The sequence below is a fragment of the Roseburia hominis genome (genome assembly GCA_040702975.1).
Classification (GTDB): domain Bacteria; phylum Bacillota; class Clostridia; order Lachnospirales; family Lachnospiraceae; genus Allocoprococcus; species Allocoprococcus hominis_A.
The window spans coordinates 735,419-758,645 of record CP159990.1 but is presented as its reverse complement, the minus strand read 5'-3'; the positions used below and the strand labels follow the sequence as shown (position 1 = coordinate 758,645).

General features: G+C 43.6%; 26 protein-coding genes. 5 read left to right on the top strand and 21 right to left on the bottom strand.

From position 1 onward, the window contains the following. Nucleotides 1–150: 150 nt before the first annotated feature. The 3 genes from ABXS75_03435 to ABXS75_03425 form a co-directional block, all read right to left on the bottom strand. The gene (locus tag ABXS75_03435; GenBank protein XCP85867.1) at nucleotides 151–504 is read right to left on the bottom strand and encodes a winged helix-turn-helix domain-containing protein; all 354 of its coding nucleotides are present in this window, start codon (nucleotides 502–504) and stop codon (nucleotides 151–153) included. Nucleotides 505–613: 109 nt separating this feature from the next. Further along, the gene (locus ABXS75_03430) at nucleotides 614–802 is read right to left on the bottom strand and encodes a cysteine-rich KTR domain-containing protein (protein ID XCP85866.1); all 189 of its coding nucleotides are present in this window, start codon (nucleotides 800–802) and stop codon (nucleotides 614–616) included. Nucleotides 803–825: 23 nt separating this feature from the next. Then, complete coding sequence (locus ABXS75_03425; GenBank protein XCP85865.1) at nucleotides 826–1,605, bottom strand: methyltransferase domain-containing protein; 780 nt, start codon at nucleotides 1,603–1,605, stop codon at nucleotides 826–828. Nucleotides 1,606–1,717: 112 nt separating this feature from the next. On the opposite strand from ABXS75_03425, the gene ABXS75_03420 reads away from it, so the two are divergent. Beyond that, nucleotides 1,718–2,596, top strand: coding sequence for a LysR family transcriptional regulator (locus tag ABXS75_03420; protein ID XCP85864.1), 879 nt, complete (start codon nucleotides 1,718–1,720; stop codon nucleotides 2,594–2,596). A 393-nt stretch (nucleotides 2,597–2,989) separates the two neighbouring features. Here ABXS75_03420 and ABXS75_03415 read toward each other — a convergent pair whose 3' ends face one another. Beyond that, nucleotides 2,990–3,127, bottom strand: coding sequence for a winged helix-turn-helix domain-containing protein (locus ABXS75_03415; protein ID XCP87079.1), 138 nt, complete (start codon nucleotides 3,125–3,127; stop codon nucleotides 2,990–2,992). Nucleotides 3,128–3,139: 12 nt separating this feature from the next. Further along, nucleotides 3,140–3,751 carry a LysE family transporter gene (locus ABXS75_03410; GenBank protein XCP85863.1) on the bottom strand — a complete coding sequence of 204 codons (612 nt, stop codon included), beginning with the start codon at nucleotides 3,749–3,751 and terminating at the stop codon, nucleotides 3,140–3,142. A gap of 172 nt (nucleotides 3,752–3,923) precedes the next feature. On the opposite strand from ABXS75_03410, the gene ABXS75_03405 reads away from it, so the two are divergent. Beyond that, nucleotides 3,924–5,393 carry a PLP-dependent aminotransferase family protein gene (locus ABXS75_03405; GenBank protein ID XCP85862.1) on the top strand — a complete coding sequence of 490 codons (1,470 nt, stop codon included), beginning with the start codon at nucleotides 3,924–3,926 and terminating at the stop codon, nucleotides 5,391–5,393. 245 nt (nucleotides 5,394–5,638) lie between these two features. Here the strand turns inward: ABXS75_03405 and ABXS75_03400 are convergent, their stop codons facing one another. The 6 genes from ABXS75_03400 to ABXS75_03375 all read right to left on the bottom strand — a co-directional run bounded on the left by ABXS75_03400 (nucleotide 5,639) and on the right by ABXS75_03375 (nucleotide 9,966). Further along, nucleotides 5,639–5,914 (bottom strand): helix-turn-helix domain-containing protein, encoded by a 276-nt coding sequence (locus ABXS75_03400; protein ID XCP85861.1) that lies wholly within the window; start codon nucleotides 5,912–5,914, stop codon nucleotides 5,639–5,641. A 94-nt stretch (nucleotides 5,915–6,008) separates the two neighbouring features. After that, complete coding sequence (locus ABXS75_03395) at nucleotides 6,009–6,428, bottom strand: hypothetical protein (protein ID XCP85860.1); 420 nt, start codon at nucleotides 6,426–6,428, stop codon at nucleotides 6,009–6,011. Nucleotides 6,429–6,660: 232 nt separating this feature from the next. Beyond that, complete coding sequence (locus ABXS75_03390; GenBank protein ID XCP85859.1) at nucleotides 6,661–7,050, bottom strand: winged helix-turn-helix domain-containing protein; 390 nt, start codon at nucleotides 7,048–7,050, stop codon at nucleotides 6,661–6,663. Nucleotides 7,051–7,062: 12 nt separating this feature from the next. Then, complete coding sequence (gene ilvN / locus ABXS75_03385; GenBank protein XCP85858.1) at nucleotides 7,063–7,563, bottom strand: acetolactate synthase small subunit; 501 nt, start codon at nucleotides 7,561–7,563, stop codon at nucleotides 7,063–7,065. Beyond that, nucleotides 7,563–9,299 (bottom strand): biosynthetic-type acetolactate synthase large subunit, encoded by a 1,737-nt coding sequence (ilvB, locus tag ABXS75_03380; protein ID XCP85857.1) that lies wholly within the window; start codon nucleotides 9,297–9,299, stop codon nucleotides 7,563–7,565. Before ilvB ends, ilvN begins: the two co-directional genes overlap by 1 nt. 85 nt (nucleotides 9,300–9,384) lie before the next feature. After that, nucleotides 9,385–9,966 carry a TetR/AcrR family transcriptional regulator gene (locus ABXS75_03375; GenBank protein ID XCP85856.1) on the bottom strand — a complete coding sequence of 194 codons (582 nt, stop codon included), beginning with the start codon at nucleotides 9,964–9,966 and terminating at the stop codon, nucleotides 9,385–9,387. A gap of 220 nt (nucleotides 9,967–10,186) precedes the next feature. Between ABXS75_03375 and ABXS75_03370 the strand changes: the two genes are divergently transcribed. After that, nucleotides 10,187–11,494, top strand: a complete 1,308-nt coding sequence (locus ABXS75_03370) for an IS30 family transposase (GenBank protein ID XCP85855.1) — start codon at nucleotides 10,187–10,189, stop codon at nucleotides 11,492–11,494. Nucleotides 11,495–11,564: 70 nt separating this feature from the next. On the opposite strand, the gene ABXS75_03365 is transcribed toward ABXS75_03370, so the two are convergent. Together ABXS75_03365 and ABXS75_03360 are read right to left on the bottom strand one after the other, a co-directional pair. Further along, a complete protein-coding gene (locus ABXS75_03365; protein XCP85854.1) occupies nucleotides 11,565–11,840 on the bottom strand; it encodes a DUF6870 family protein in 276 nt (91 codons plus the stop codon). A gap of 67 nt (nucleotides 11,841–11,907) precedes the next feature. Next, on the bottom strand, nucleotides 11,908–12,576 hold the full coding sequence (locus ABXS75_03360; GenBank protein XCP85853.1) for a sigma-70 family RNA polymerase sigma factor: 669 nt from the start codon (nucleotides 12,574–12,576) through the stop codon (nucleotides 11,908–11,910). A 271-nt stretch (nucleotides 12,577–12,847) separates the two neighbouring features. Here ABXS75_03360 and mobC point away from each other — a divergent pair, with 271 nt between their 5' ends. Together mobC and ABXS75_03350 are read left to right on the top strand one after the other, a co-directional pair. Then, entirely contained in the window at nucleotides 12,848–13,345 is a 498-nt protein-coding gene (mobC, locus tag ABXS75_03355) for a plasmid mobilization relaxosome protein MobC (GenBank protein XCP85852.1), read from the top strand. Beyond that, nucleotides 13,308–14,984 (top strand): relaxase/mobilization nuclease domain-containing protein, encoded by a 1,677-nt coding sequence (locus tag ABXS75_03350; protein ID XCP85851.1) that lies wholly within the window; start codon nucleotides 13,308–13,310, stop codon nucleotides 14,982–14,984. Before mobC ends, ABXS75_03350 begins: the two co-directional genes overlap by 38 nt. 52 nt (nucleotides 14,985–15,036) lie before the next feature. Here ABXS75_03350 and ABXS75_03345 read toward each other — a convergent pair whose 3' ends face one another. The 8 genes from ABXS75_03345 to ABXS75_03310 form a co-directional block, all read right to left on the bottom strand. Then, on the bottom strand, nucleotides 15,037–15,621 hold the full coding sequence (locus tag ABXS75_03345) for a GNAT family acetyltransferase (protein ID XCP85850.1): 585 nt from the start codon (nucleotides 15,619–15,621) through the stop codon (nucleotides 15,037–15,039). After that, the gene (locus tag ABXS75_03340; GenBank protein ID XCP85849.1) at nucleotides 15,618–15,803 is read right to left on the bottom strand and encodes a hypothetical protein; all 186 of its coding nucleotides are present in this window, start codon (nucleotides 15,801–15,803) and stop codon (nucleotides 15,618–15,620) included. The genes ABXS75_03345 and ABXS75_03340 overlap by 4 nt, the downstream gene beginning before the upstream one ends. A 152-nt stretch (nucleotides 15,804–15,955) precedes the next feature. Beyond that, entirely contained in the window at nucleotides 15,956–16,384 is a 429-nt protein-coding gene (locus ABXS75_03335) for a hypothetical protein (protein ID XCP85848.1), read from the bottom strand. Between the two features lie 107 nt (nucleotides 16,385–16,491). Further along, nucleotides 16,492–17,340 (bottom strand): YodL domain-containing protein, encoded by an 849-nt coding sequence (locus ABXS75_03330; GenBank protein XCP85847.1) that lies wholly within the window; start codon nucleotides 17,338–17,340, stop codon nucleotides 16,492–16,494. Beyond that, nucleotides 17,337–17,570, bottom strand: coding sequence for a transposon-transfer assisting family protein (locus tag ABXS75_03325; protein ID XCP85846.1), 234 nt, complete (start codon nucleotides 17,568–17,570; stop codon nucleotides 17,337–17,339). Before ABXS75_03325 ends, ABXS75_03330 begins: the two co-directional genes overlap by 4 nt. Next, nucleotides 17,567–18,130, bottom strand: coding sequence for a hypothetical protein (locus tag ABXS75_03320; GenBank protein ID XCP85845.1), 564 nt, complete (start codon nucleotides 18,128–18,130; stop codon nucleotides 17,567–17,569). Before ABXS75_03320 ends, ABXS75_03325 begins: the two co-directional genes overlap by 4 nt. Further along, the gene (locus ABXS75_03315; protein ID XCP85844.1) at nucleotides 18,085–22,020 is read right to left on the bottom strand and encodes an LPD16 domain-containing protein; all 3,936 of its coding nucleotides are present in this window, start codon (nucleotides 22,018–22,020) and stop codon (nucleotides 18,085–18,087) included. The genes ABXS75_03320 and ABXS75_03315 overlap by 46 nt, the downstream gene beginning before the upstream one ends. 153 nt (nucleotides 22,021–22,173) lie before the next feature. After that, a complete protein-coding gene (locus ABXS75_03310; GenBank protein ID XCP85843.1) occupies nucleotides 22,174–23,199 on the bottom strand; it encodes a radical SAM protein in 1,026 nt (341 codons plus the stop codon). Nucleotides 23,200–23,227 lie beyond the last annotated feature (28 nt).

Here is a 23,227-nt window from a genome sequence, read left to right as displayed (position 1 = left end):
CTTATTTTTTCTATGCACAATGATTTTATTATATTTCGCCAAAGCGAAAGAAGCAAGTCATACAGTCTTAAATGATCCTAAACTTTCTGATAACTTAAAAAAGCAGAGGTAACTGCTCCCATAACAGAACAACTACTTCTGCCTCTATTCTCACCCCACAAAACGATACCCGCTGCCAATCACAGTCTCAATATACTCATCGCCGATCTTCCTCCGTATTTGACTCACTACATTTGTCACGGCACTACCACAATTCGTACCATGCTCTTTCCATACTGCCTCATAGATCTGCTCTTTACTAAACACCCAGGATGGATGGGATGCCAAATATGTAAGAGTAAAGAACTCATGATGTGTCAGTGGGATGAGCGTATCGTTATGGTAGACGGTCTGTTCGTGTATGTGGATTTCCAGTCCGGAGAAGGTAAGAACGGATGGGGAATGGGGATTTTGAATAGATTCCATTCCTGTCTCACCTTCCACCGCTGTAAGGATTTTATTCACGATATGTTCTTCCGAGTCTGCGAAAGTCAGTATAAGAATTTTTCCTATTGTACATCACCCGCCTTATAAAAAAAATCGAGCCGACAACCTAAGAAAATGCTTCTATGGGTTACCGGCTCTGCGTCTTAGCGTCTGGCTCTTTGATAACTACTACCTTTAATAACTTTACATTGATTAAATTTTCTTGTTTACATTTTGGACAATAGAAAGGATAATTTATCAAAACTGTATCTTCTCTAACTTTATTACGTGTCCTACCATTGCAAATAGGGCAACGTATCCATTCTATTTTTTTCAAATATCCCCTTTCCTTTGTTTAGTTTATTTTTTAGCATATATTTTTAATCTGCGAAAAGTTTCAAAATAAGTACCGTTTGACTGCTGCGTTCTTTTTTTCATTTCAGCAATTATCTCATCACGAAATATATCTTTTTCTTTATCGGGTATATATTTAAGAAACGGAACAATAGAAGGCTGGTCTATCCATCTTATCATTTCATCTTCATTTGAAAAATACCTATCTCTGTTCACCTCCATAATTGTAAAATTAGAAAAGCCACTAAAATACATTAAATCCTCATATTGAGATTTTGATGGCATGAACCATGGCCATTCAAAACCTTTAAAATATCCTGCATATTTATCATCCATTATTTTTTTACGAACCACATCGATAAAGTTCGCACAATTACCATCACCGCCAAAATCCCACAACACTACTCCTTGCATCTTTAATGCTTTATATGCACTTTTCAGCAATCTTTTATGGTCTTTAACCCAATGTAATGCAGCATTTGAAAAAATAACATCAAATTCATTTTTATAATCTATTTCGTTGATATCCAATTGTTGGAATTCAATGTTATCTTTTTTAATGCTTTTTGCCGTTTTTATCATCCCAATTGAAGCATCAATACCTAAAACCTTTCCATTTGGTACTGCTAAAGATAATTGCTCTGTTAAAACTCCATCTCCACAACCCAAATCCAAAATTCTTTCATCTCCTTTGAGTTGAAGTTCTGAAATCAGTGTATTTCCCCACTCTTTTTGATGTATTGAAGCCATTTTGTACTTCTTTCCATCAAATTCAAATGTGTTCATTCAATAACACCTCCTTCTTATTTTCTATCTTGAATTATAGTACCCCTAATGATATAATTCAAATATATGTATTTTATCAAACATATAAATAAAATTTATGGAGAGATGTGATATGGACATATTTGATAATCTTACGAAATATAAAATTTTTCTTTCAGTGGCTGAATGTAAAAGCATATCAAAAGCAGCAACACAATTATATATATCCCAGCCTGCCGTAAGCATTACAATTAAAAAACTGGAAGAAAGCCTAAATACCACGCTCTTTATACGAAACCCCAAGGGCGTTTCTCTTACTGAAAAGGGGAAAATACTATATGACAATGCAAGGCGAGCATTTAATTTGCTTTCTGATACAGAACAGCTTCTTAAATCGCCCAAAAGTACAGGACATTTACGGATAGCTGCAAGTAATGTATTGTGCAAACATTTTCTTATGCCTTACCTCAAAGAGTTTACACATCAATACCCCAATACCGACGTATCCATTACCTGTACCTCTTCATCAAATGCTTGTTCTATGATTGAAAAAGGCAATATTGATTTAGCCTTTGTAGCAAAGCCAGAAAAATTAGGCAAATCTCAATACCATTCATTAGGGATAATTGAATATGTTTTTGTTTGTACCCCCACATATAGAAATAAATTAAACTGTACAAATGATGAAATTTTTGAACATGGAAATATTATGCTACTTAATAAAGATAACGGTTCTCGCACACATATAAATAACTACTATGCCAAAAACAATATAATGCCATCACATATTTTGGAAATTAATGATATGGATATGCTTATCGAATTTGCAAAAATGAGCATTGGCATATCATGTGTTGTAAAACAATTCGTTGAACACGAAATAGAATCGTCTTCTCTCATAGAAATAAACTTATCAAAACCAATTCCCCCTCGTGAGATTGGCTTTTTATATAATCACATTCAACCTTTTAATAACAATATCTTAAAATTTATCAATATAAATTTTGGCTAAACAATAGTAAAAATGTAGCAGAGTTATTAAAACCTTCCGCTTTATTGCCCTTAATGCAAGCTAGAAACATTGATAGAAATCAAAAACTTTCAAGTAGTAGTAATCACAGAGCCAATGAACTGGTGAAAAGAAATCACCGTTTGTTGGTTCTATTTTATTTCGTAAGGTTTTAAGGTGAACGCCCACCAAATAAAAAAACAGTGTTTTAGTGGGCGGTTTTGCTATGCCCGAAAGACCTAACAAACACTCTCCAGACCTGTTTTCAGTTTGGAGGAATTTTTTTATATCTTTTTTTCGAGTGGCTATCCATATGCTCATACGAAGTAAAGTTTATCCATACAAAAAGAACCGATAGCCACACCTGTTTCCAGATGCCTGCTACCAGCTCTATTCTCACCCCACAAACCGATACCCTCTCCCAACCACAGTCTCTATATACCCATACCCAATCTTCCTTCTAAGCGCACTCACCACATTTGTAACCGCAGCCTGACACTTATCCCCCGGCTCTCTCCAGACCGCTTCGTAGATCTGTTTTGATACTTATACAACCATCATTACAAAATTCCAGAACAGTTTCACCCCGTAAAATATAATAACAGTGCCACAAACTACATTAATGACCCGCAGAACCTTTGCATTAAATCTACTGCTAAAAATAGAGATCACAAAAGTCAGTCCCGTAAACCATAAACAGGATGCCGCCGCAACACCGGAGATAAACGGTGTGGATTGCGATGCAGTGAGTGTCACACGGAATGCTCCAAGCATCATTGTTCCGTCTATGACTGCCTGGGGATTAAACCAGGTTACAACACAGGCAGAAGAAATCGTCTTCCGGACAGATAAATCTGATTCTGACTTTTCCAGTTCTTCTACCTTTGATCTCAGCAATCCAATTCCTATGTAGATCACAATCAGACTGCCTGCTAAAAGAATCAGCATCTGTAGCCACTCATATCGCTGCATTACGGCACCAATGCCAAAGAAACAGGCCAATGCCAGTGTGACATCAAAAAAAATCACAATCAGCGCAGTCATAAGCGCCCGCCTTCGTGAATGTGTCAGTGCCGAGTTAATAACAAATAAGTTCTGAAGGCCAATCGGGGCAACATAAGCAAGTCCCATCGTCAATCCTTGTAAAAAATAACTCATTTCATTCTCTCCTAAACCAACCAAATTTTATTTCTGTATCTTCATACAACTGAGATTATATGGTATAATCAAGTTGTTCGTGCATATTACTAACTAATTATAACTTCACTATGCCCTTTTGTAACCATCCAAATATGCAAAATTAGAACCAACCAAAACAGGAGATGATATCTTGAAACGAACACTGCCGATCCAAATAGACTGGAAACCAGATAAAAAGTCAACAACACCTATTTACCAGCAAATTGTTCAATTCGTGTGCAATAAAGTCGCAATAGGTGAATGGCCCATCGGTACCAGACTTCCCCCACAACGCACTTTAGCAGAGAGCTTTGGAGTAAACCGGAGTACAGTTGTCACTGCCATAGAAGAATTAACTTCCTACGGCATTATTGAAGGCCGCCATGGAGCTGGAACACAGATTGTCAGTAATACATGGTCACTGCTCCTGCCCCCTTCTCCAAACTGGAGCAACTATGTCACTTCTGGCTTTTTTCAGGCAAACAATTCTACGATTCAGGCTATTAACCGCTTGGAATTTGTACCCGGCATGATAAGATTAGGAACTGGTGAACTCGACCCACGACTTTTTCCTGAAAGTATGTGGAAATGTGTATTAGAGGAATTAAGTAAAAAGGTAACTTCTTTAGGATACTTAGAGCCTCTGGGCCTTCCTGCATTGAGGGAAGCTATATCCCGCCATATGAGAACTTTAGGCATTGATGCTCCGCCTTCCTGCATTTTAATTACATCCGGTTCGCTTCAGGCACTACAGTTAATTTCTGTCTGCCTATTAAAAAGCGGATCGACTATATATACAGAAGCTCCAACATATCTGAAATCCCTGCAGGTATTCCAATCTGCCGGAATGAACCTATCCGGAGTACCAATGGATGCCAATGGAATGCAGTTTTGGAAAATAGAATCACAGCTTAAAAGAAATGATCCGCAAAGCTCCTCTATCCTTTATACAATACCCACCAACCATAATCCCACAGGTATATCCATGTCAGAGCGCAGACGTGAAGAACTGATTGCATTTTGTACCGCTAATCGCCTGCCGATTATCGAAGATAGCGCATATCAGGAATTATGCTATGAAGGAAATCACCCCAGAACACTAAAATCAATGGATAAGACAGGCATGGTTATTTATTTGGGAAGTGCATCGAAATCTTTTGCTCCTGGCCTGCGTATTGGCTGGCTCATTGCCGCTGAACCAATCGTCCAAAGATTAGGGGATGTAAAGATGCAGATGGACTACGGTGCCAGTTCTATTTCACAATGGGTGTTTGCAGAACTTCTTTCCAGTGGGATGTATAGTAAATATTTGATTGATCTAAAAGGGGAATTACTGCAGCGCAGAAACCATGCCCTATCTGTTCTGGAACATTACTATGATGATATTGCGAAATGGAATTTTCCTGCAGGCGGCTTTTACATCTGGCTTACCCTAAAAAAGCCGCTCAACATGGAACGGCTTTTTGAAAATGCTGTCAAAGCAAATATTCTCTTAAATCCTGGAGATATTTATGACTTTGAACACAATAACTCCCTACGGCTTTCTTATGCCTATACATCGTGTGTAGAATTTGAAAAGGCTGCTATAACACTTGCCGAGATTATTCGGGAACAATTATAGCAGCGCATAATAATGGTAAAATTACTATTTGAATATATCTTGTAGAGTTGCAACAAGTTTTTCATTCTCCTTATGGTTCCGTATTGCAACTCTACAATGATTTCTACCAAGTCCATAAAACTTTGAACAATCCCGCACTTTCATGCCTTGATTCATAAGCAGTTCTCGTAAACTTGATGCCTAAATTTTTTACATTTACCTTAATCCTGCATTTTCTCAATTGAGATAAAAGGCAAAGACTGCTCTCAAATAATTTCCGCCTCTGCTTCCTCTTTTGCTACTCTCTCCACTTTCTCCAGCGGAAAGTTCGGTATCTCCTCCAAAAGTTTCAGCGCTATCTCCTGCTTCAAATCCTCATCCACATAAGCTCTCACGCTGCCATCCGGCTGTGTCTCTTTCACCGTAGCAAGTTCAGCCATATAGGAATCATAATGTTTAAGAATCCGTTCCATTGCCCATTTCTCTCCAGCAACAGCACCCTTGATCGTCTCATAATCTAATAGGTTCAGCTGATCGTCCATGGCTCCGTACCTCCGACAAATAATTCTGCTTACAGCATACCATATCTGTGAGAAAAAAGCATCCGCCAGTCCTCACTGACAGATGCTCTCACCCTTAATACACCTCATCAAAATACCCAATGAATACGGTCATCCGCAACAGCCCGTCCTTAATCGAAAACGTCACATTCTCCGCCCGTTCTGCGATCTCTTTTAGCAGCGTCAGTGCCTCCCTGTCACAGAACTCAAAATGTGACTGATACAGATCTATGGTAGCCTGCCATTTCTGGTAATCTACCTCACCCCGTACCTTTCCGCCAAACTGCTGCACATAGGCATCACATTCTCCAAGCAGGTACTCATAATCTGCTTTCTCTTTTGGAACCACACGCTTTGGGATTTTGTCCATTTCCTCCTGGTACGCCTGGAAGAAGCCAACATCCATCAATGTGTCTAAAAAGTCCTGCCCTTTTGCCCTATCACTTCTCTCCCGGAATTCCTCTCCATAGTCTTTTTCGTATACTTCATTTTCCATGTTTCGCACCCTTTCCTGTAGAACAATTTACCACTACGGGTAGGATGTTACCATAGATTTCTTATTATTCGTTGTCATGAAAGATAACTTTGTCGGTCTATATTGATAAGTTTGTTAAACTCGTCATGTGGAAAATCCACGGCTGTCCGCATTTGTAAAATGTGAGTACAGCAGCATGATAAAAATCCGACAGCCACATCCATTCCACAGATGCCTGCTGCCGGATTTTTACCTATGCTTCAAATTTATATCCGCTACCGATAACCGTTTTTATGTACCTCTCACCAATCTTCCGTCTGATTTGGCTTATCACGTTCACAACCGCCGTACCACACTTATCACCAGTTTCTCGCCACACTGCTTCGTATATCTGCTCTTTACTGAATACCCATCCCGGATGCAGTGCCAGATAAGATAACGTAAAAAATTCATAATGCGTCATGGATACTAATTGGCAATCCCGATAAACCATCTGCTCTTTCATACGGATAACCAACCCTAGAAAAGCAATGACATCCGTGGAATGATCAGTGACTATTGTTCCCACTGTCGGCAGTAAAGCAAGAATAATTTCTGAAACATCCCCTGATTCTCCAATCTTTCTCAACACAATTTCTATCATCTTGACCGCCTGTTATCGCTCTGAAAAACTGATCGCTTCAATCGCAACACTGCCGCCCCGTACAACTTCAATCCTGCCAGAGAAATCGCTTTCCAACAGTTTAATTAAATCATTATTCCCTGCCTCTGTCTGAACACTTTCGATCAGAGCCATTGATGGGGCATAATCAATCATCTTCGCCTGAAAAATCTCTTTCATGTAAGACAGCTTCATCATATCATGCTCCGAACATCCGTGAATTTTAACAAACATTAATTCCTTCATGTGAATTGCTGTGTCCGTAAAATCAACGACCTTAATGACCTCCACACTCCGGTTAAGCTGCTTCTTTATCTGTTCAAATGTCTTATCGTCGCTGGTAAGGCTGATTGTCATTCTTGAAATCGTGGTATCTTCTGTTGTGCCGACTGTCAGGCTGTTCAGGTTGTAGGACTTTCCGGAAAACAATCCGGAAATACGTGCCAGCACTCCGATATCATTTTCAACAAAAAGGCTGATCCATCTTTTCTTCATCACTCGTCACCTCCCATAATCATATCACTTAAGGGTTTTCCCGGCGGAACAATCGGAAGAACATTTTCTTCCCGTTCTATGATAAATTCAATCACCGTAGGAATTTTCTCTGTATTTTTAGCTTCTGATAATGTACTTTCGATTTCCTCATACCTCTGAACCCGGATCGCCTTTGCCCCGTAACTTTCTGCCAGCCTGATAAAATCCGGTGTATATTCCGGGCAGCAGGCAGAGGGTGTATTGCAGGCCGCAGCACAGCTTTTACGGTAACGCAGACATGTGCTGGAATAGCGCTTATCGAAGAACATTTCCTGCCACTGCCTAACATTCCCCAAATATCCATTATTCAAGATACAAATGATGACCGGGAGTTCATATACAACCGCTGTAGCCATTTCCTGAATATTCATCTGGATACCGCCATCACCGCAAATTGTAATAACATCTTTATCCGGATTTCCCAGCTTGGCTCCAATCGCTGCCGGAAAGCCATATCCCATGGTTCCAAGACCGCCAGAGGTCAGCATCTGTTTCTGATCTGTCAGTTCAAGAAATTGTGTGGTCCACAACTGATTCTGGCCGACATCTGTTGTAATAACTGCATCAGAAAATATTTCATTGATTTTCTGTATGACTGCAAACGGTGTGACTCCTGACTCACCCGTCTGCTTCATCCCAAGCGGTTTCTGTTTCTTCCACTCATCAATCTGCATTCTCCATTCGTGAAAATCAAATTCCGGCGCTTTTTCAAGCAATGCGGTAATTACATTTTTGGCATCTGCCACAATCGGAATATCTACTTCTATATTTCTTGAAATAGATGCCGGATCAATATCCACATGGATGATAGCTGCTTTTTTGGCAAATTCACTGACTTTACCAGTAATGCGGTCATTGAAACGGACACCGATGGAAAACAGCACATCACATTCACTGATTGCCGTATTCGCAGCATAGCTCCCATGAATACCAAGGTTCCCAACATACAGAGGATGACTGGTAGGGATTGCCCCTTTCCCCATAATCGTTGTAACCACCGGAATCCCTGTTTTCTCAGCCAAAGCAGTCATAACCTCATTTGCACGGGAAATATTCACACCTCCGCCCAGCAGGAAAACCGGATGCTTTGCCCTTTTCAGACAATCCAGCGACTTTTTGATCTGCCCCATATGAACCGATGTATTTGGCTTATAACTGCGGATCTCGATACTCTGTGGATATCCGTCACTTCCTAACGCCTGCTGAATATCCTTTGGAAGATCCACCACTACAACGCCCGGTTTCCCAGACCTTGCGATATAAAATGCTTTCTTTATCGTAATGGCTAAATCTTCCCGCCTGCGGACGGTAACCGCATACTTGCTGATGCTCCTTGTAATCCCAACAATATCAACTTCCTGAAATGCATCATTTCCAATCAGATGTGTCGGAACCTGCCCCGTAAAGCAGACCAGGGGAACACTGTCATAATTGGCAGTTGCAATTCCCGTAACCAGATTCGTTGCTCCGGGTCCGCTTGTCACAAGGCACACTCCGACTTTTCCTGTGGAACGTGCATATCCATCTGCAGCATGAACCAGCCCCTGTTCATGACGGGGAAGAATCACATCCAGCCCTTCTACACCATAAAGAGCATTAAACAAATCAATGGCCTGCCCTCCCGGATAGGCAAAAAGCGTATCCACCTGTTCCGCTAATAATGCTTTTACAAATAATTCTGCTCCAGTAATCTGCATCGCATACTCCTCCTTTATGATTGCGTGTACTCGCTTGCATTACAGATATTTTTTTACGGTACTATCACATGACAGTACCGTAACACTATTTCCGTTCAGGTATTCCCTGAATAAAGGTTGCGACCGACTGTTTGATATACTGCTCTTTCCTGACACCAGACAGTTTTTTGTCAAATGAAGCACTTAAAAATGTATATCCGAAGGTACTTGAAAAAATCGTCAGTGCCAGACACTCAAAATCCAGATGTGGCAATTTGCCTCTTTGTTCCATTTCTTCAAAATACTGTATCAGTGAAGAAAGAAACGCCTGGGGGACTTTCATCACCATCGGTGCAGTTTCTTCATAGATCTGAGGTGCCCTGAGTCCAATCGACAGATTTACGAACTCCGGTGTGATTTTCTCCATATACTTTTCCATGAACATTTCCAGATCAGGCTGCAGTTCCCATTTGACATCTGTGAATATTTCCGGTGTAAGATTAGCTCTCCATTTTTCCTGTTCCACTCCGCTTAAAACAATATCCTTTTTGTTTTTGAATTTACGAAACAAGGTACATTCATTCACACCTGCAGTCTTTGCAATATCCTTTGTCGTTGTTGCGACATATCCTTTATCCCTGATCAGTGACATGGTTGCGTCTATGATCTTCTGGCTGGTTTCATCCACCTTAACCACTCCCTTTCAATGCAAGTGAACACTTTCATTCATTTTAGTCGATAGCACCAGGAAAGTCAAGACGATAATTCAAAACATCTTCGTTTCCTAAATTGCAAAAGTAAATTCCACCTACTTTTTCTTTGATAGAAGTTACTTTTGCATAGGTTGAATTTAGTCCTGCATACGTATTATGATGGTTTTATTCCTGACAGCAGTAGAAGGAGACATCATGAGTAAACATATCCCAGGAAACCATAAACATCTTACTACCGCAGACAGACTTTATATTGAACGCCAGTTGAATGCAGGGGCTTCTTTTAAGGAGATTGCTTGTTACCTCTGCAAAGATCCCAGTACCATATCCAAAGAGGTGCGTTCTCACCGTCTATCCGATTTCTATCCAGGCAAAGGACTCTTCCTGAATGCTAAAAATTTCTGCGTCCACCGTTTCCATTGCCAAAAAAAGAATGTCTGCAGAAAAATCATTCTCTGCGATACGAAATGTTCTTCCTGCCCCTCCTGCAACCAGCACTGTAAGGATTTTGTGAAGGAACGCTGTAACAGACTTGACCGGGCTCCCTATGTCTGCAATGGTTGCGATAAGACCCATGTCCGTTGTACCGTTCCTCATAAATACCATTACGATGCTCTCTTTGCAGACCGCAAATACCGCGAAATGCTTCGGGATTCCAGGTCTGGTATTAACCTTTCAAAAAAGGAACTCCACCACATTGATGAGGTCGTTACCCCTCTGATCTGGCAGGGCCATTCTCCCTATCAGATCGTTGTGGAACATCCGGAACTGGGGCTTTCCGTACGCTCCATTTACCAATACATAGAACTCGGACTGCTTACCGGACGCAACATCGACCTGAAACGGAAAGTGAAGTTCAAGGCACGCAAGTGCCACAAAACTCAGATTACAGACCGGCAGGTGTTTTCCGGCCGCCTCTACAGTGATTTCCTCCAACTCCCTCCCACGCACGTAGTTGAAATGGATACCGTTAAGTCTTCGCGGGATTCTAAAAAATGTATCCTGACATTCTACTTCCGGGACGAGAAACTGTTCCTTGCCTATCTCTTGAACCGATGCACCAAAGGCGCTGTCCGTGCTGTTTTTGACCGTCTGGAAGCACGGCTCGGCACGGAAACATTCCGCATCCTGTTTGAAACGGTCCTGACAGACCGGGGCGGTGAATTCGGTGATCCACTGGCCCTGGAAACCGGCATGGATGGCAGCCAGCGTACTAATATTTATTATTGCGATCCCATGCGCAGCGGTCAGAAAGGTGGCGTTGAAAATGTTCACACAAAACTACGTGAGATTCTTCCGAAGGGTACCAGCTTCGAATATCTGACGCAATGGGACCTGAACCTGATTGTAAATAACATCGATTCGGTTCCGCGCCAGAGCCTGCTCGGCCTTACTCCATATCAGGCGGTAAAGGAAAACTTCGGTATGGATATCTTGGCAGCACTTCAGCTCAAGCCTGTCAATCCAGAAAAGATCGTCCTGACGCCTGAGCTGATTAAGTAACCCATAAACCCAAACAAAAAATCTGCTGTTAGGTAATTCTGCTTTTAAATCTTCATAAAAAATATTCTTTTTACAGATTCCGCACATATTCTTCCAGACGCTCCTCTAAGGTTACGTCCGTATCCATAAAGCTAACCCTTACCACCACGCCATCATCCAGATAGCAGTATGGGTTTTTGATCTGCTCGATAAAACTCAAAATACGTTCTTCCCGGCTCATGGCCGGATCAAGTTTCACGGTACTTCTCTCCACCAAGGTATTCTTATCCACAGTCCGGATATCCGTCTGTGCCATTCTTTTTAATCTCTCCGCAAGCGTTTCCTGCTCTGTTTGCTTCTTTGCCATCGTACCAGCTCCTTTCACTTACCCCTTCCTGCGAGGGCCGGAAAACAAGCTGTCACAATAATTTATATCAGGAAGTTTTTTTGAGATGCGCCAATACCCATGCCCACTCCTGTTCCGTAAGGCAAAGTTTTTCTGCTTCATGCTGTTCTGTCACAAAAGGGCGGCATCCCGGATACTCCGTATCTACGATCCCCAATTTTAGCAGGCTGACCACGATCTCCTTCGCTCCCTTTCTCCCAAGGTTCCTGCACTCCTTATGCCAATCTTCTTTCAACATCATCCGAAGCAGGTCATGGCGTGTGCCAATGCCATGCCGCTTTAAACAGTTATATGGTCTTATGGGTAGCTGCAAAATTTCAATATCCTGGTCTAAGATTCTATCGCCGGCAACCTGCAGTCTTCCCTCTTTCTTCTCCATTGTCCTACGGACATGTTCCAAAATTGAGGCTTCATGTGCGGCAAATCCTTCCCGGATATATGCCGTCCTCGCCGGATGCCGCAGCTTCCGCAATGCCCGTTTTATGATTTGCTGTATCCGGCTGCCTGTCAGTTCAAATGCCGCACCGATTTCCGAATAGTTCATTCCTTTTACATAGCGGTATTCCAAAACCATCTGCTCCCGTTCTGTCAGCTGCCCTAAAACATATTCCAGCCCTTTCAACTGATCGTCCGATAAAATCTGCCCCACCGGAATATCCCTCAACAAATTCAATGGATAATCTGCCCGTTTTCTCATTCCTTTTTCTCCTCTCCTGTCTGGTTCTCTGCTCCCTATAAGCGCCATTTCTTTCACTTACCCTTTCCGCCGGCGGCTGAAAATCAAGCTGTCATATTCATTTTTGTGTGCGGCTTGTTTTTGTGTTTTTCCCGATAGAGATATATGAGAGGGATTTTCTTTTCTAGGGCAAGATTCGCCTATGTTATACAAAAACCCATTTCATGGATTTTCGCATACCTGGCATATCTTGATGGGGATTCCGGTTCCCCATTCCCTCGGTAGACGCACAATGAAAATTGTGCTGTTTGGCTTCCACGAAAATCGTGTTCGCAGCGTCATACAGCGTATGCCGGATATGCTGGCGCATATGGAAAAAGGAGAGCTTATGGCAAGACCAAAGAAGGAAAAAGAACTGGCCCGCTCCCATCTGATCGCTTTCCGCCTGACAGATGTGGAGTATGACCTTGTGACCAGAATGGCAAAGGAAGCCGGCCTTAGTGCTTCCGCCTATATCCGGAAACTGTTGCTGGACGGAAAGGTAAACATCACCTATGAAGTGGTTGCCGATGTGCCGGAGCTTCAGAAGCTGGCCGCAGAGTTTGGAAAAATCGGGAGCAATCTGAACCAGATCGCACGGTATTTCCACATGGGCGGTATCCGTTCCAAAGCAATGCAGGACGAAATACACGAATGTATCTCACAGATATTTGACATGCGGAAAGAGGTTGCAGAAATGGCAGGTGTTTATCATGGCAGTGTTGAAACATATCGCAAGCAAAAACGCTGATTACAGCCAGATCATGGATTATATGCTGTTCCAGCATGATGAATTTACCATGAAGCCTGTCCTTGATGAAAACGGAAGGATGGTATTAAGGGAGGAATATTACATGGACGGCATCAACTGTGAACCCATGCTCTTTGATAAAGAATGTGAAAAGCTGAATGCCCAGCATCACAAGAACCAGAACTATGATGATATCAAATCCCATCACTATATTCTGAGCTTCGATCCAAAAGACAAAGACGACCATGGCCTGACTGGGGAACAGGCGCAGGCTCTCGGAATGGAATATGCCAAAAAGAATTTTCCCGGCCATCAGGCGCTCGTCTGCACCCATATGGACGGTCACAATGGCAGTGGAAACATCCATGTTCACATCATTATAAACTCCCTCCGGAAACTGGACGTGGAACAGCAGCCCTTTATGGAGCGTCCCTGTGACAGCCGTGCCGGTTATAAGCACCACCTGACAGACGGTTACCTCCGGCACCTGCAGCAATCAGTCATGGATATGTGTCACAGGGAAAATCTCTATCAGGTTGACCTGCTCTCCCCTTCCAAAAATAAGATCACCCAGAAAGAATACTGGGCAACCCGCAGAGGGCAGGAGAAATTAAATAAACGCAACGAGCAGATTGTGGCGGATGGTATGAAACCACGCCGGACAATCTTTCAGACACAGAAACAATTTTTGCGGGATGCCATAAATGACATCGCTTCCCATTCAAAAAATCTGGAAGAATTTAAAAATGGATTGCAGGGAAAATACCATATCACCCTTACGGACCGCAGGGGCCGTTTCAGCTATCTCCACCCGGAACGTAATAAAAACATTACTGACCGAGCGCTTGGAACCCAATACAGCAGGGATTATCTTCTGGCGCTGTTTGAACAAAATAAGCATAATCTGGTAGAAACACATCACCGTCCGGAAACAGAACCTTCCCCGGAGCTTTCCGGCAATTCTGCAGAAAACAAGCATAGCTTTTTTGAGTACAACCCAGATTATGACTATTCCTCCGATCCGGCTGCCATTCTGTTTATCAGGTCGGACTTACGTCTGGTCGTTGACCTTCAAAATAATGTAAAAGCCAGCCAGAGCCGTGCCTATGCACAGAAAGTAAAAGTCTCCAATCTGCAGCAAATGGCAAAAACCATTGCTTATGTACAGGAGCATCATTATGAAACCAGGGAAAGCCTGCAGATGTCCTTTGAGGAAATATCTGAAAAATGGAAGGAATCCAGAAAAGCGGTAAAATCCACTGAGGAAAAAATAAAAGAGATCAATGAGCAGATTCATTATGCCGGCCAGTATCTTGCGAATAAACCGGTTTTTGCTCAAATGCTGAAAGCCAGAAATAAGAAAAAATTCCGTCAGGAACATCAGGCAGAACTTGAACTTTATGAATCTGCAGTCAAATTTTTCAAAGAGAAGAATGCCGACGGGAAAATCCCGTCTATGAAATCGTTAAAGTCTGAAAAAGAAAAGCTGACCATCCAGCGGTCAGCGCAGTATGAAACCTATCAATATTTTAAAGAATACCAGAAAGAATTGCGGACGGTCTGCTCCAATGTAGATTCCATTCTCAGGCAAAAAAACAACCTTGAGCCATTGATTACCCAATCACAAGACCGCTCATAAAAAGAAATCCCATCCATGCGGCATAATGCAGCACCGGATGGGATTTACTCTCTTAAATAATTTTCATCAGCTGGATATACTTGACGGAATCCCTTACAGAATATCTGTCTCCAAATATCTGGTAGCGGTTCTCCTTATTCTGGTAGAATGACAACAGCTTAGGCTTGTCCTCACACTCAAGATATACAACTCCGCCGCCGATCTGCCGCTGAATTTCTTTTAAAGTGACTATCGTCATATCCATCAATTCATTTCCTGTGAGAGCCGCCGACTCCTCATACTGATAATTTTTCCCAAACTGGGCAACCAAAAAAGCGGATAACATGTATGAGTCCGTTGCCTCGTCCAGACGGGCATGACGCTGGATTTTTCTTCTCACAGTTCCTGTCAGTCCTGTATCCAGCAGTTGTACTGCCTTATGGGTCAATGTGAAGATTCCCACGATCCTGCTTTCCCCGTCAACCACCAAATATGTAATAGACATCTTGCGTTTGGCAAACTCTATTGCGTTTTTTCTTACAAATTCCTCAATTTCATGATTCTTCGGACAAGAGAAATCGGAGAGAATGAGCTGCAATTCCTCCTCTCCGATTGCGTTTATCATATCCAGAATATTTACCGATGTAAAATTACTCACTTTTTCTGAACCCTCTTTGCCATCAGTCTGCGAATCGCTTCTATATCGGTGAGTGGCGGCTTGACAGGTGTCGTCGGCTTCCATTCAGGATCAAGGCTTGACGCTTCAAGCGCATCAATAAACTTCTCTGCTTTTTTCGGATCGCTGATCACGATATTTGTAAAAATGCTCGACGTAGCCATAATCGCACCTCCTTCTTGTGTTAATGGCACTTCCTTTTGTAGTCCCGCAAGCAAAACTACTTGCTCATCTTTATTATACGCAAAATGCCGCAGAAAATCAACTGTTTTGGGAGAACAGAAAAATTCCATTTCTGCCGGTTTTCCATAATTTTTCAATTTTGATTTTTGCACTTTTCCTCTGTCTTTATCTCCTCAATCCTTTTTGGATCAAGAAAATGCGTCGCATACGCTTTTTCAATTTCTGCTTTTCCACTTTTGCTGAACCGCAGCGGATATACCGGCTTGTGCCCCTGTCCGTTTCTCTTTTTTGTGCCCCATCTCTTGTAATAGCAAAATGACGGCTTCAATCCGGTTTTGTTAGCATAACACCGTATCTGTTTCATAAGGAAGGTGAGCTGGCGGAGATTACAGTTACAGACAGCTTCCAGATATGGGATTTTTCCAAATCTCCATTCCTCATATTTCTGCTTTTGCAGGATTCCTACATCCATCAGGACATCCACTGGTGCGGCATACCCTCTTTTCCTGCACTGCTGATAAACAGAATTATGTACTTTTCCAATCAGTTCCCCGTCTTTCATTTCCGTTCTCCTCTGGTTTATATATGCCTATTATAAATCATAGGGATGGAAAAAGAAACACAAAAAGAGAGATACCAGTTTCCTTGTTGCTGGCATCCCTCCTGTGATTATTTCCGGTTACGCTCCATATCTGCGCCCATGGCCTGCTCCGGCTGCTTCCCGCTCCGGATTGAAATCTCCTTCTGCTTGCGGTGCAGCTTCTCCAGAACAGAAGTCCTCTCCTTCTGCTTTGCCTGTTTCTTCCCGGAAATATTGTTGAGCCTTCCGTCGATCATGTTGTAGTTCTGTTCTTCCGTCATTTCCGCACTGCGGAGATACTCGCCATTCTCATAATACTTCTGCCATTGCTCCATCTGCGGTTTCTCAGAAACCGGCACCGGCTTTTCCGGCGGACACATGAAATCCCGGATTTTCTGGAGAGTGGTTTCATCAAAGCCTCTGCTCTCATCCGTGACCACCTTGCCGTCCTCCGATACAACCACATAGGGAACATCATCTTTATAAATATCATTCTGTAAAAGAAAAAACTGCCTTCCGTCAACAATGGTTTCATCCGCAGCAATCCAGTTTCCCTTTGTCCCCTCAATCTTAAAATCGTCTGTCTCCATGGAAATCAGCGCACTGGAAGAATTGAGCCGAATGAAACCGGCAAGAACAATGAGTCGTTCTTTATCTATATAGTAAGAAGTAACGACCCCTTCCTTATTATAGACCAGCACATCGCTCACGCTTATGGAATGGTGCCCCTTAAATGTTTTTGGCGGCTTATCCCTTAATCTTTGCCATATCTTCTCGGCACTGTCGCCCGGAAGTGCCGTCGCTAAATACACCTGGTCATAATTTTCTGCCCTGACCGCTATCTTCTCATCCATCAGGTTTTGGTAAGTGCGGAAACAAAGCTTCCTTGCCTCCGCACTCCTTTTCAGCTGATAGACGGCAAACTGGTTCAGCTTCATTCCCTGTCCTCCGGCTCCTGTTTATATGGCTCCAAATCCAGCTTATGAAATTCCGCATCGGAAAGCCGCTTCATTTTTTCCATAGTATTTATCACCAGCGGCAGCACTTCCTCATCATCCCGGACATATGGGATCACCTCCTCCAGTCTCTCCAAGGTATGCCTGCGGTTCCCGGCATCAAACATCGCCATGACTAACATCTCGTCCTGCTCAAAAGATACTTTTCTCATAATTCCTGTTCCCCTTTCTTACGTTCCTGCGATTTCTGCTCTGTCCCCTTTTGCTCCTGTGACTTCAATTTTGCCTGTCGTTCCCGCAAGGCTTTCAAAACAGACTGTTTCCGGTCAGTCCCTTCTGGTACGGTACTGTGCATTTCCGGTGCCTTTTCCGGCGTTTGCTCCGGCATTAAAACAGTTTCGCTGGATGCTTCCATGCCTGCCTTATCCTTTACTATGGATGGCTTCTCTGGCTGTTCAATCTGCTGTTTCTCTGCTTCCGGAGCCACTTCCCTCTCCCGATTTTCAGATAGAATCTTTTCCAGGTCAGCTATCGCCTTTTGCACCAATGGGCTTTCCTTATAATGTGGAATCTCATTGATAACATCTTTGATTACCGTACCTCCCGACATCAATTCAAACAGGCCATCGTAAATGCTGCCATCCTCCAGACAGAAACCAATTCCTTTCACTCCATTGATACGCTCTGGCGGAATCTTCTTATATAACTCATATGCTTCCTGCAGCGTCAGGTTTTCATGGTACTCTCCCCCATGACCGGATATTCCATGCACTCCGCAACATAAAAGCTGATGCTCGGCTCCATCTGCTCTATCTGATGGAAAAGATTTTTGTCCTCCGCCTGATGAATCCTGTCAATCAGCTGCTGTGCCTCGGATACCGTTTCTTCCGGTTCCCCTTCGTCAACAAACACCTGCAGCCATGATTTGATAGGTTCTGTTTTTCCATCCATAAGGTCTTGTTTCAATTCCTGTAACTGCTGTTCACGATCTTCCACCTGATCCTGATACTCATAGAAATCATTGTCATGTGCAAAAGTATCAATATCCGCCGCCAGCTTTTCCACTTCTTTGTTATCCAAATACTGCTCCGCCTGTTCCATATACACTTCCAGTGATCCTGTTATCTCCGTAGATATTGGGTTAATGTCAACCGACAGACCCCCGATCTTCATTCCATGTTCATGCAGCACATTGAAAAAAACATCTTCACGGATATTGCCGCTGTAAGAAAGCGCCACATCAATATCCGATTTTTCCGTGTAAAGGCCCTCTCTTAAACGGCTGCCATAAATGCGGGCCGCACGCAGCCTCACTTCATCGGAAAGCTCCATTTCTTCCAGCGCTGCCTGTGCATAGTAAAGCACAGTTTCTTCAATATCATGGCGGCTGTTGCCCTCTAATGCCGCCTCCCTTCTGCTGATCTGTGATGTTGGAGTAAGGTTATCATCCGCTAAACGTTCTTTCGCTGACTGCAAAGTTCCTTTTACTACTTCTTCGTAATCAAGCGGCTCGCAATCCAGATCGCCAAAACCTTCGTCTTTAAAAATCCATGCCAGCACATCCTCCATAGATGCTTCCGGTATGTCATAAAGATTTCCGCCAATCTCCTTCCATTCATTGTCATAATCAATATATTCATAACCTTCCGGAACCTTTTGAATGGATACATACCCATAACCACACCGAAATGCAACTTCATCTGCATCACTGCTCATAAGCTCCTTTAATGCTTCATATGTTTTTTGCGGAAAATATTCTGCCCGTTCTACCTTCTCCCAAAATACCTCACCGTCAATCACTTCACACTCTGAAAAAGACATATCTTTTTCATCAGACAGTATTTCTTCGATTGCTTCCTGAATGGATATATTCGGATTATCATACACACCGCCGTCCAGCTCACGGAATTGATTGTCATAGAACGTATAATCATAACCATTCGATACCGTCTGGATGGCAAAATACCTTCCTGCGGATTCCAGACGGTAAGCGATTTCTGTATCATGCAAACCAATGGCTGTGTCAATCTGTTTCACTACATCCGCAATTTCCGGATTGTCCCACCCTTCCACCGATTGATAATCAAAAATCTTACGGTCTATTCCATTGATGCACTGAATAAAATCCAAGCTTCCCGGCATCGGTCTGCTATTCTGAATTCCCAACGCTTTTCGTTTATCGTTTGGCAGAGTGAAATAAGCCTCCAGTGCCTTGTTGATCTCCGGAAATTCCTGAATATCCAGGCTGCCCTGTTTCTGCAAATCTTCCACTACATAATAGTGGGCAATGTAAGGCTCCACTTCCTGCAGTGCCATCCTCTCCAGTTCTGTAAATTTCTCCCTTGCAAGCCCGATAAAACCGTCCAGCACTGCCGGATGGCTCTCCACCACGTAATCATAATTCAGGTCAATGCCCCTGCCCATATTCTCCGGTATTGAGATACTTTTTGCCCACTCCTTTGTATCCCTGGAAAACCGCCCGTCGGTTTCCTTATACTGCACTGTGCAGGCAAGGACAAACGATAGCCTTTCCGTGCCGTATTCTTCCAGCACACCATCCACCACATCATGGGCAAGATGCATCCCGTCAAAGTGGCTGCGGATTGCTTCCTCCACTGCCCTTTTACAGTCAATATTTAACTTTCTGGAATCAAGGTATTCGTCAGCAGCGCCATGCTCCGTAGCATAAGCAAGAGTGTTCCGGTAAACCGGTGGGTAACTCTTTTTCTCTGATGCCTCGGTTTCTTCCGCTTCCGGCTCCCATGCAATCCCCTTCCCGGCAAGATACTCATGGATGGCCTCCATTGCGCCACGGTCAAACCCGTTTTCCAGTTCCTGCGCTACCAGTTCCCCATCTGCATTGACGATGACGGCTGCAACAGAATCCCCATATTCGTTATGCTCCATAAGGTAAAATATTTCATCCGCAATCTCACGCTTGTCTGCCGTATGCCACAGCCCTTCATGCTGCTCGATCTCAATCCCCGAAGTATCCAGCGTGACAGCGGAATCCTCTCTTTTGCGGTTCATTTCCGCTTCATGCAGGCGCTGCCAGACAAAATCAGGCAGCTCTTTAAATCCAAAACTGTCTACATAGTATGCCTTCGTCTGCCCGCCTCTTTGCATGACAACCACATCACTCACGGAGAGGGAATGCCCCTGATACCCAGCCGGATGGTTAAGATTGAATTTTTCATACAGGCTGTCTAAGGTTTCCTCTCCCGATAACCGCCCGCCGTAGATAAAAGCATAATCCGCCGCATCCACCGTCATATCATGGGAAGTCACAAAATCCAGTCCCATAAACTGATATTCCCGGCCTTTGGAATGATCTGTGATCTGGTAAATCGCATAGCGTTCTTCCGTCCCGGAAAGATAAAGATTTTCATTGTTCCGCCCGATGGCACTTTCTACAATCCCTTTGTCTGCCTCCATGCTCCTTTCTGCCATCTCCTGCAGGTATTCCGGTATGGTCTGTTCCCCTCCGGTAAAATTCAGTCCATCTCCAAGCCGGAGAGACTCCTGCTCCGGTATCGTGACCGGAACTGCCGTCAGGATGGTAGCGGCATGATTGACTGTTACATGTTCTTCCACGGTAAGGGGATGGCCGGGATCATAGTCTGCTCCCCGCAGTTCATAGCAGAAGATTCCTTCCGGCAGGGATTCCCTGTCTACACGGCCATTTGAAAACAATGCCGGCACATCATAAAACTCTGCCTGCTGGTATTCTTCCGCCTGCTCCGGATGTTCCTTTTCCTGTTGCTCCCTCATAAGCTGCTGCAGCGCTTCCGTCATGCTGTCGATAAACTCACCAGCCGTTTTCCGGATTGTATCCATGGAAGCACGAAGTTCCTTCATATCCTTTCCGCTGCTCCAGCTTCCGATATAAGGGAAGGAATATTCAGAAGTATCCAGTCCAAAATACTGGCATGCACAGTAGGCAATGCTTTCCGCTTCCACCTCCCTGGTCAGCTTGTCCTTCTGGACTCCCAGCTCCTCCATGATCTCCCTGTCATGGAGCTTCGCATGGCTGACTTCGTGAATCGCTGTTTTCATCGTCTGGCCTTCGCTCATTCCTTCCTGAATGACGATCTCCTTATCTACCAGGTGATAATAACCATGCGCCTCTCCCTCAATCTCGTCAAAACGGATAGGTACAGGGGAAACATCGGTAATTGCTTTCATAAATGCTTCATAGTTCTCCACGCTGGCAGTCAGATCTTCTACTGCAAATTCCGGCAATGGCTTTCCATCTGTCTGGGACACGTCAAATACGGTAGCCACACGGAACCTCGGTATCACATGCGTAATGATTTCCGTTTCCGGCTGCCCGTTCTCTTTCAGCACCGGTTCATTGGTAACCGGGTCAATCTTCTCCACTTCTTCCTTTTCCCGGATCGGGGCCGGCGCAATGATCTGAATCCCCTTTTCCCCTTTTTTTACATGGCGCTCAAACTTTTTCTGCCATGCCTGATAGCCAGCCACCAGTGTTGCCTCCGGCTTCTGCATGGCAATCAGCATGGTATTGTTAAAGCTGTAATCATGGAACTGGGACATGACCTTTAAATATTCTGTATAATTCTCGGAAGTAAGCATCTCCTTTACGCCTTCTTCCAGCTTCCTGGTAATCTCCTGTAACTGCTTATCCTGTTTGGATGCCATAACGCTGTCCCTCCTTTATCAATCTCACCCATCTTGTTTTCATTTCATGGGGATACTGGTTCTCCTGCTTCGGTCTGCGTTCTCCATTCCATGCAAGACCTCCCGCAATGCCCTCACAATAAAAACCGGAAGCCTTCAATACCCATCTTTTTATTAAATCTGAGACTGTCTCACATAATTACACAGTGCGGCAAAATCAACTTTTGGTTCTTTCTCTAATATCTTTTTCAGGCTTTCCTCTGCCTTTTTGTGCAGTTCCGGCTTTTTCAGGTCATCCAGAAAGAAGAAAATATTAAGCCGCCTGCCAACAGCGAAAAGAAGCCTCTCATCCGGGGGCATGTTCAGGAAACGGTCAATCGTAGAAAGCATTTTTTGTTTCTCTGTCCGCAAGCTGCCCCGGACTTCCAAAAGCAGGTTGATGATGTGTTCATTCACATAATAGCTATTCATCTCTTGTAATTGCTGCAGGAACAGCTTTTGTTCTGCTACAATTTCTTCCTCAGACTGTAAGACGAAAGAACCATCCCGCACAAACTCTCCCATTTTAGACTCCGGCTTGATACCTGTGGCATGAACCCGAATAAAATCCGGCTGGATCGCATTCAGAGCCTTTGCTGTCTGGATTGCATTTTCTTCTGACAGTTCCCTTCCACCGATTCCCAACAGTATAAACTCTGACAAAATCATGCCTGCGTCTTTTGCCATACATCCGCTTTTCACAACGGTATCTGCGTCAAAGCCTTTATTAATCAGCTTTAATATCCTGTCTGATCCGGTTTCCATGCCACAGTAGAGATGGTTCAGTCCTGCCTGCCGAAGCTGCTTTAGTTCTTCCGGCTTCTTCCTGGTGATGCTGTCTGCACGGGCATAGGATGTGATACTCTCTATATCTGGAAAATACCGATTGATCGCTTCCAGTATCCGGAGCAGATAATCTGTTTTTAGCACCAGTGCGTCCCCATCCTGCAGAAAGCAGAAATAAAATTTCTTTCCCTGATATAACTCGGCCTGCTTCTTAATATCCTCTATCGTTTCATCAATAGGGCGCATCGAAAATTTCATGGATTTGTACAAACCACAAAAATAGCATTTATTCCAGTGGCATCCTCTCGTTACCCGGATTAACAGGCTGTCGCTCTCGGAAGGTGGGCGGATAGGCCCGATTTCAATATCTTTCATTCGCATTCTTCCTTTCTATGTACTCAGG

What these genes read in the sequence shown, in the direction of transcription:
- ABXS75_03420 (XCP85864.1), top strand. Translation starts at nt 1,718, where the DNA reads ATGGACATATTTGATAATCTTACGAAATATAAAATTTTTCTTTCAGTG.
- ABXS75_03365 (XCP85854.1), bottom strand. Translation starts at nt 11,840, where the DNA reads ATGGCAAAGAAGCAAACAGAGCAGGAAACGCTTGCGGAGAGATTAAAA.
- ABXS75_03325 (XCP85846.1), bottom strand. Translation starts at nt 17,570, where the DNA reads ATGAGAAAAGTATCTTTTGAGCAGGACGAGATGTTAGTCATGGCGATG.
- ABXS75_03340 (XCP85849.1), bottom strand. Translation starts at nt 15,803, where the DNA reads ATGGCTACGTCGAGCATTTTTACAAATATCGTGATCAGCGATCCGAAA.
- ABXS75_03350 (XCP85851.1), top strand. Translation starts at nt 13,308, where the DNA reads ATGGCAGTGTTGAAACATATCGCAAGCAAAAACGCTGATTACAGCCAG.
- ABXS75_03310 (XCP85843.1), bottom strand. Translation starts at nt 23,199, where the DNA reads ATGAAAGATATTGAAATCGGGCCTATCCGCCCACCTTCCGAGAGCGAC.
- ABXS75_03390 (XCP85859.1), bottom strand. Translation starts at nt 7,050, where the DNA reads ATGATAGAAATTGTGTTGAGAAAGATTGGAGAATCAGGGGATGTTTCA.
- ABXS75_03335 (XCP85848.1), bottom strand. Translation starts at nt 16,384, where the DNA reads ATGAAAGACGGGGAACTGATTGGAAAAGTACATAATTCTGTTTATCAG.
- ABXS75_03425 (XCP85865.1), bottom strand. Translation starts at nt 1,605, where the DNA reads ATGAACACATTTGAATTTGATGGAAAGAAGTACAAAATGGCTTCAATA.
- ABXS75_03400 (XCP85861.1), bottom strand. Translation starts at nt 5,914, where the DNA reads ATGGACGATCAGCTGAACCTATTAGATTATGAGACGATCAAGGGTGCT.
- ABXS75_03315 (XCP85844.1), bottom strand. Translation starts at nt 22,020, where the DNA reads ATGGCATCCAAACAGGATAAGCAGTTACAGGAGATTACCAGGAAGCTG.
- ABXS75_03360 (XCP85853.1), bottom strand. Translation starts at nt 12,576, where the DNA reads ATGAGAAAACGGGCAGATTATCCATTGAATTTGTTGAGGGATATTCCG.
- ABXS75_03410 (XCP85863.1), bottom strand. Translation starts at nt 3,751, where the DNA reads ATGAGTTATTTTTTACAAGGATTGACGATGGGACTTGCTTATGTTGCC.
- ilvN (XCP85858.1), bottom strand. Translation starts at nt 7,563, where the DNA reads ATGAAGAAAAGATGGATCAGCCTTTTTGTTGAAAATGATATCGGAGTG.
- ABXS75_03330 (XCP85847.1), bottom strand. Translation starts at nt 17,340, where the DNA reads ATGAAGCTGAACCAGTTTGCCGTCTATCAGCTGAAAAGGAGTGCGGAG.
- ABXS75_03370 (XCP85855.1), top strand. Translation starts at nt 10,187, where the DNA reads ATGAGTAAACATATCCCAGGAAACCATAAACATCTTACTACCGCAGAC.
- mobC (XCP85852.1), top strand. Translation starts at nt 12,848, where the DNA reads ATGAAAATTGTGCTGTTTGGCTTCCACGAAAATCGTGTTCGCAGCGTC.
- ilvB (XCP85857.1), bottom strand. Translation starts at nt 9,299, where the DNA reads ATGCAGATTACTGGAGCAGAATTATTTGTAAAAGCATTATTAGCGGAA.
- ABXS75_03395 (XCP85860.1), bottom strand. Translation starts at nt 6,428, where the DNA reads ATGGAAAATGAAGTATACGAAAAAGACTATGGAGAGGAATTCCGGGAG.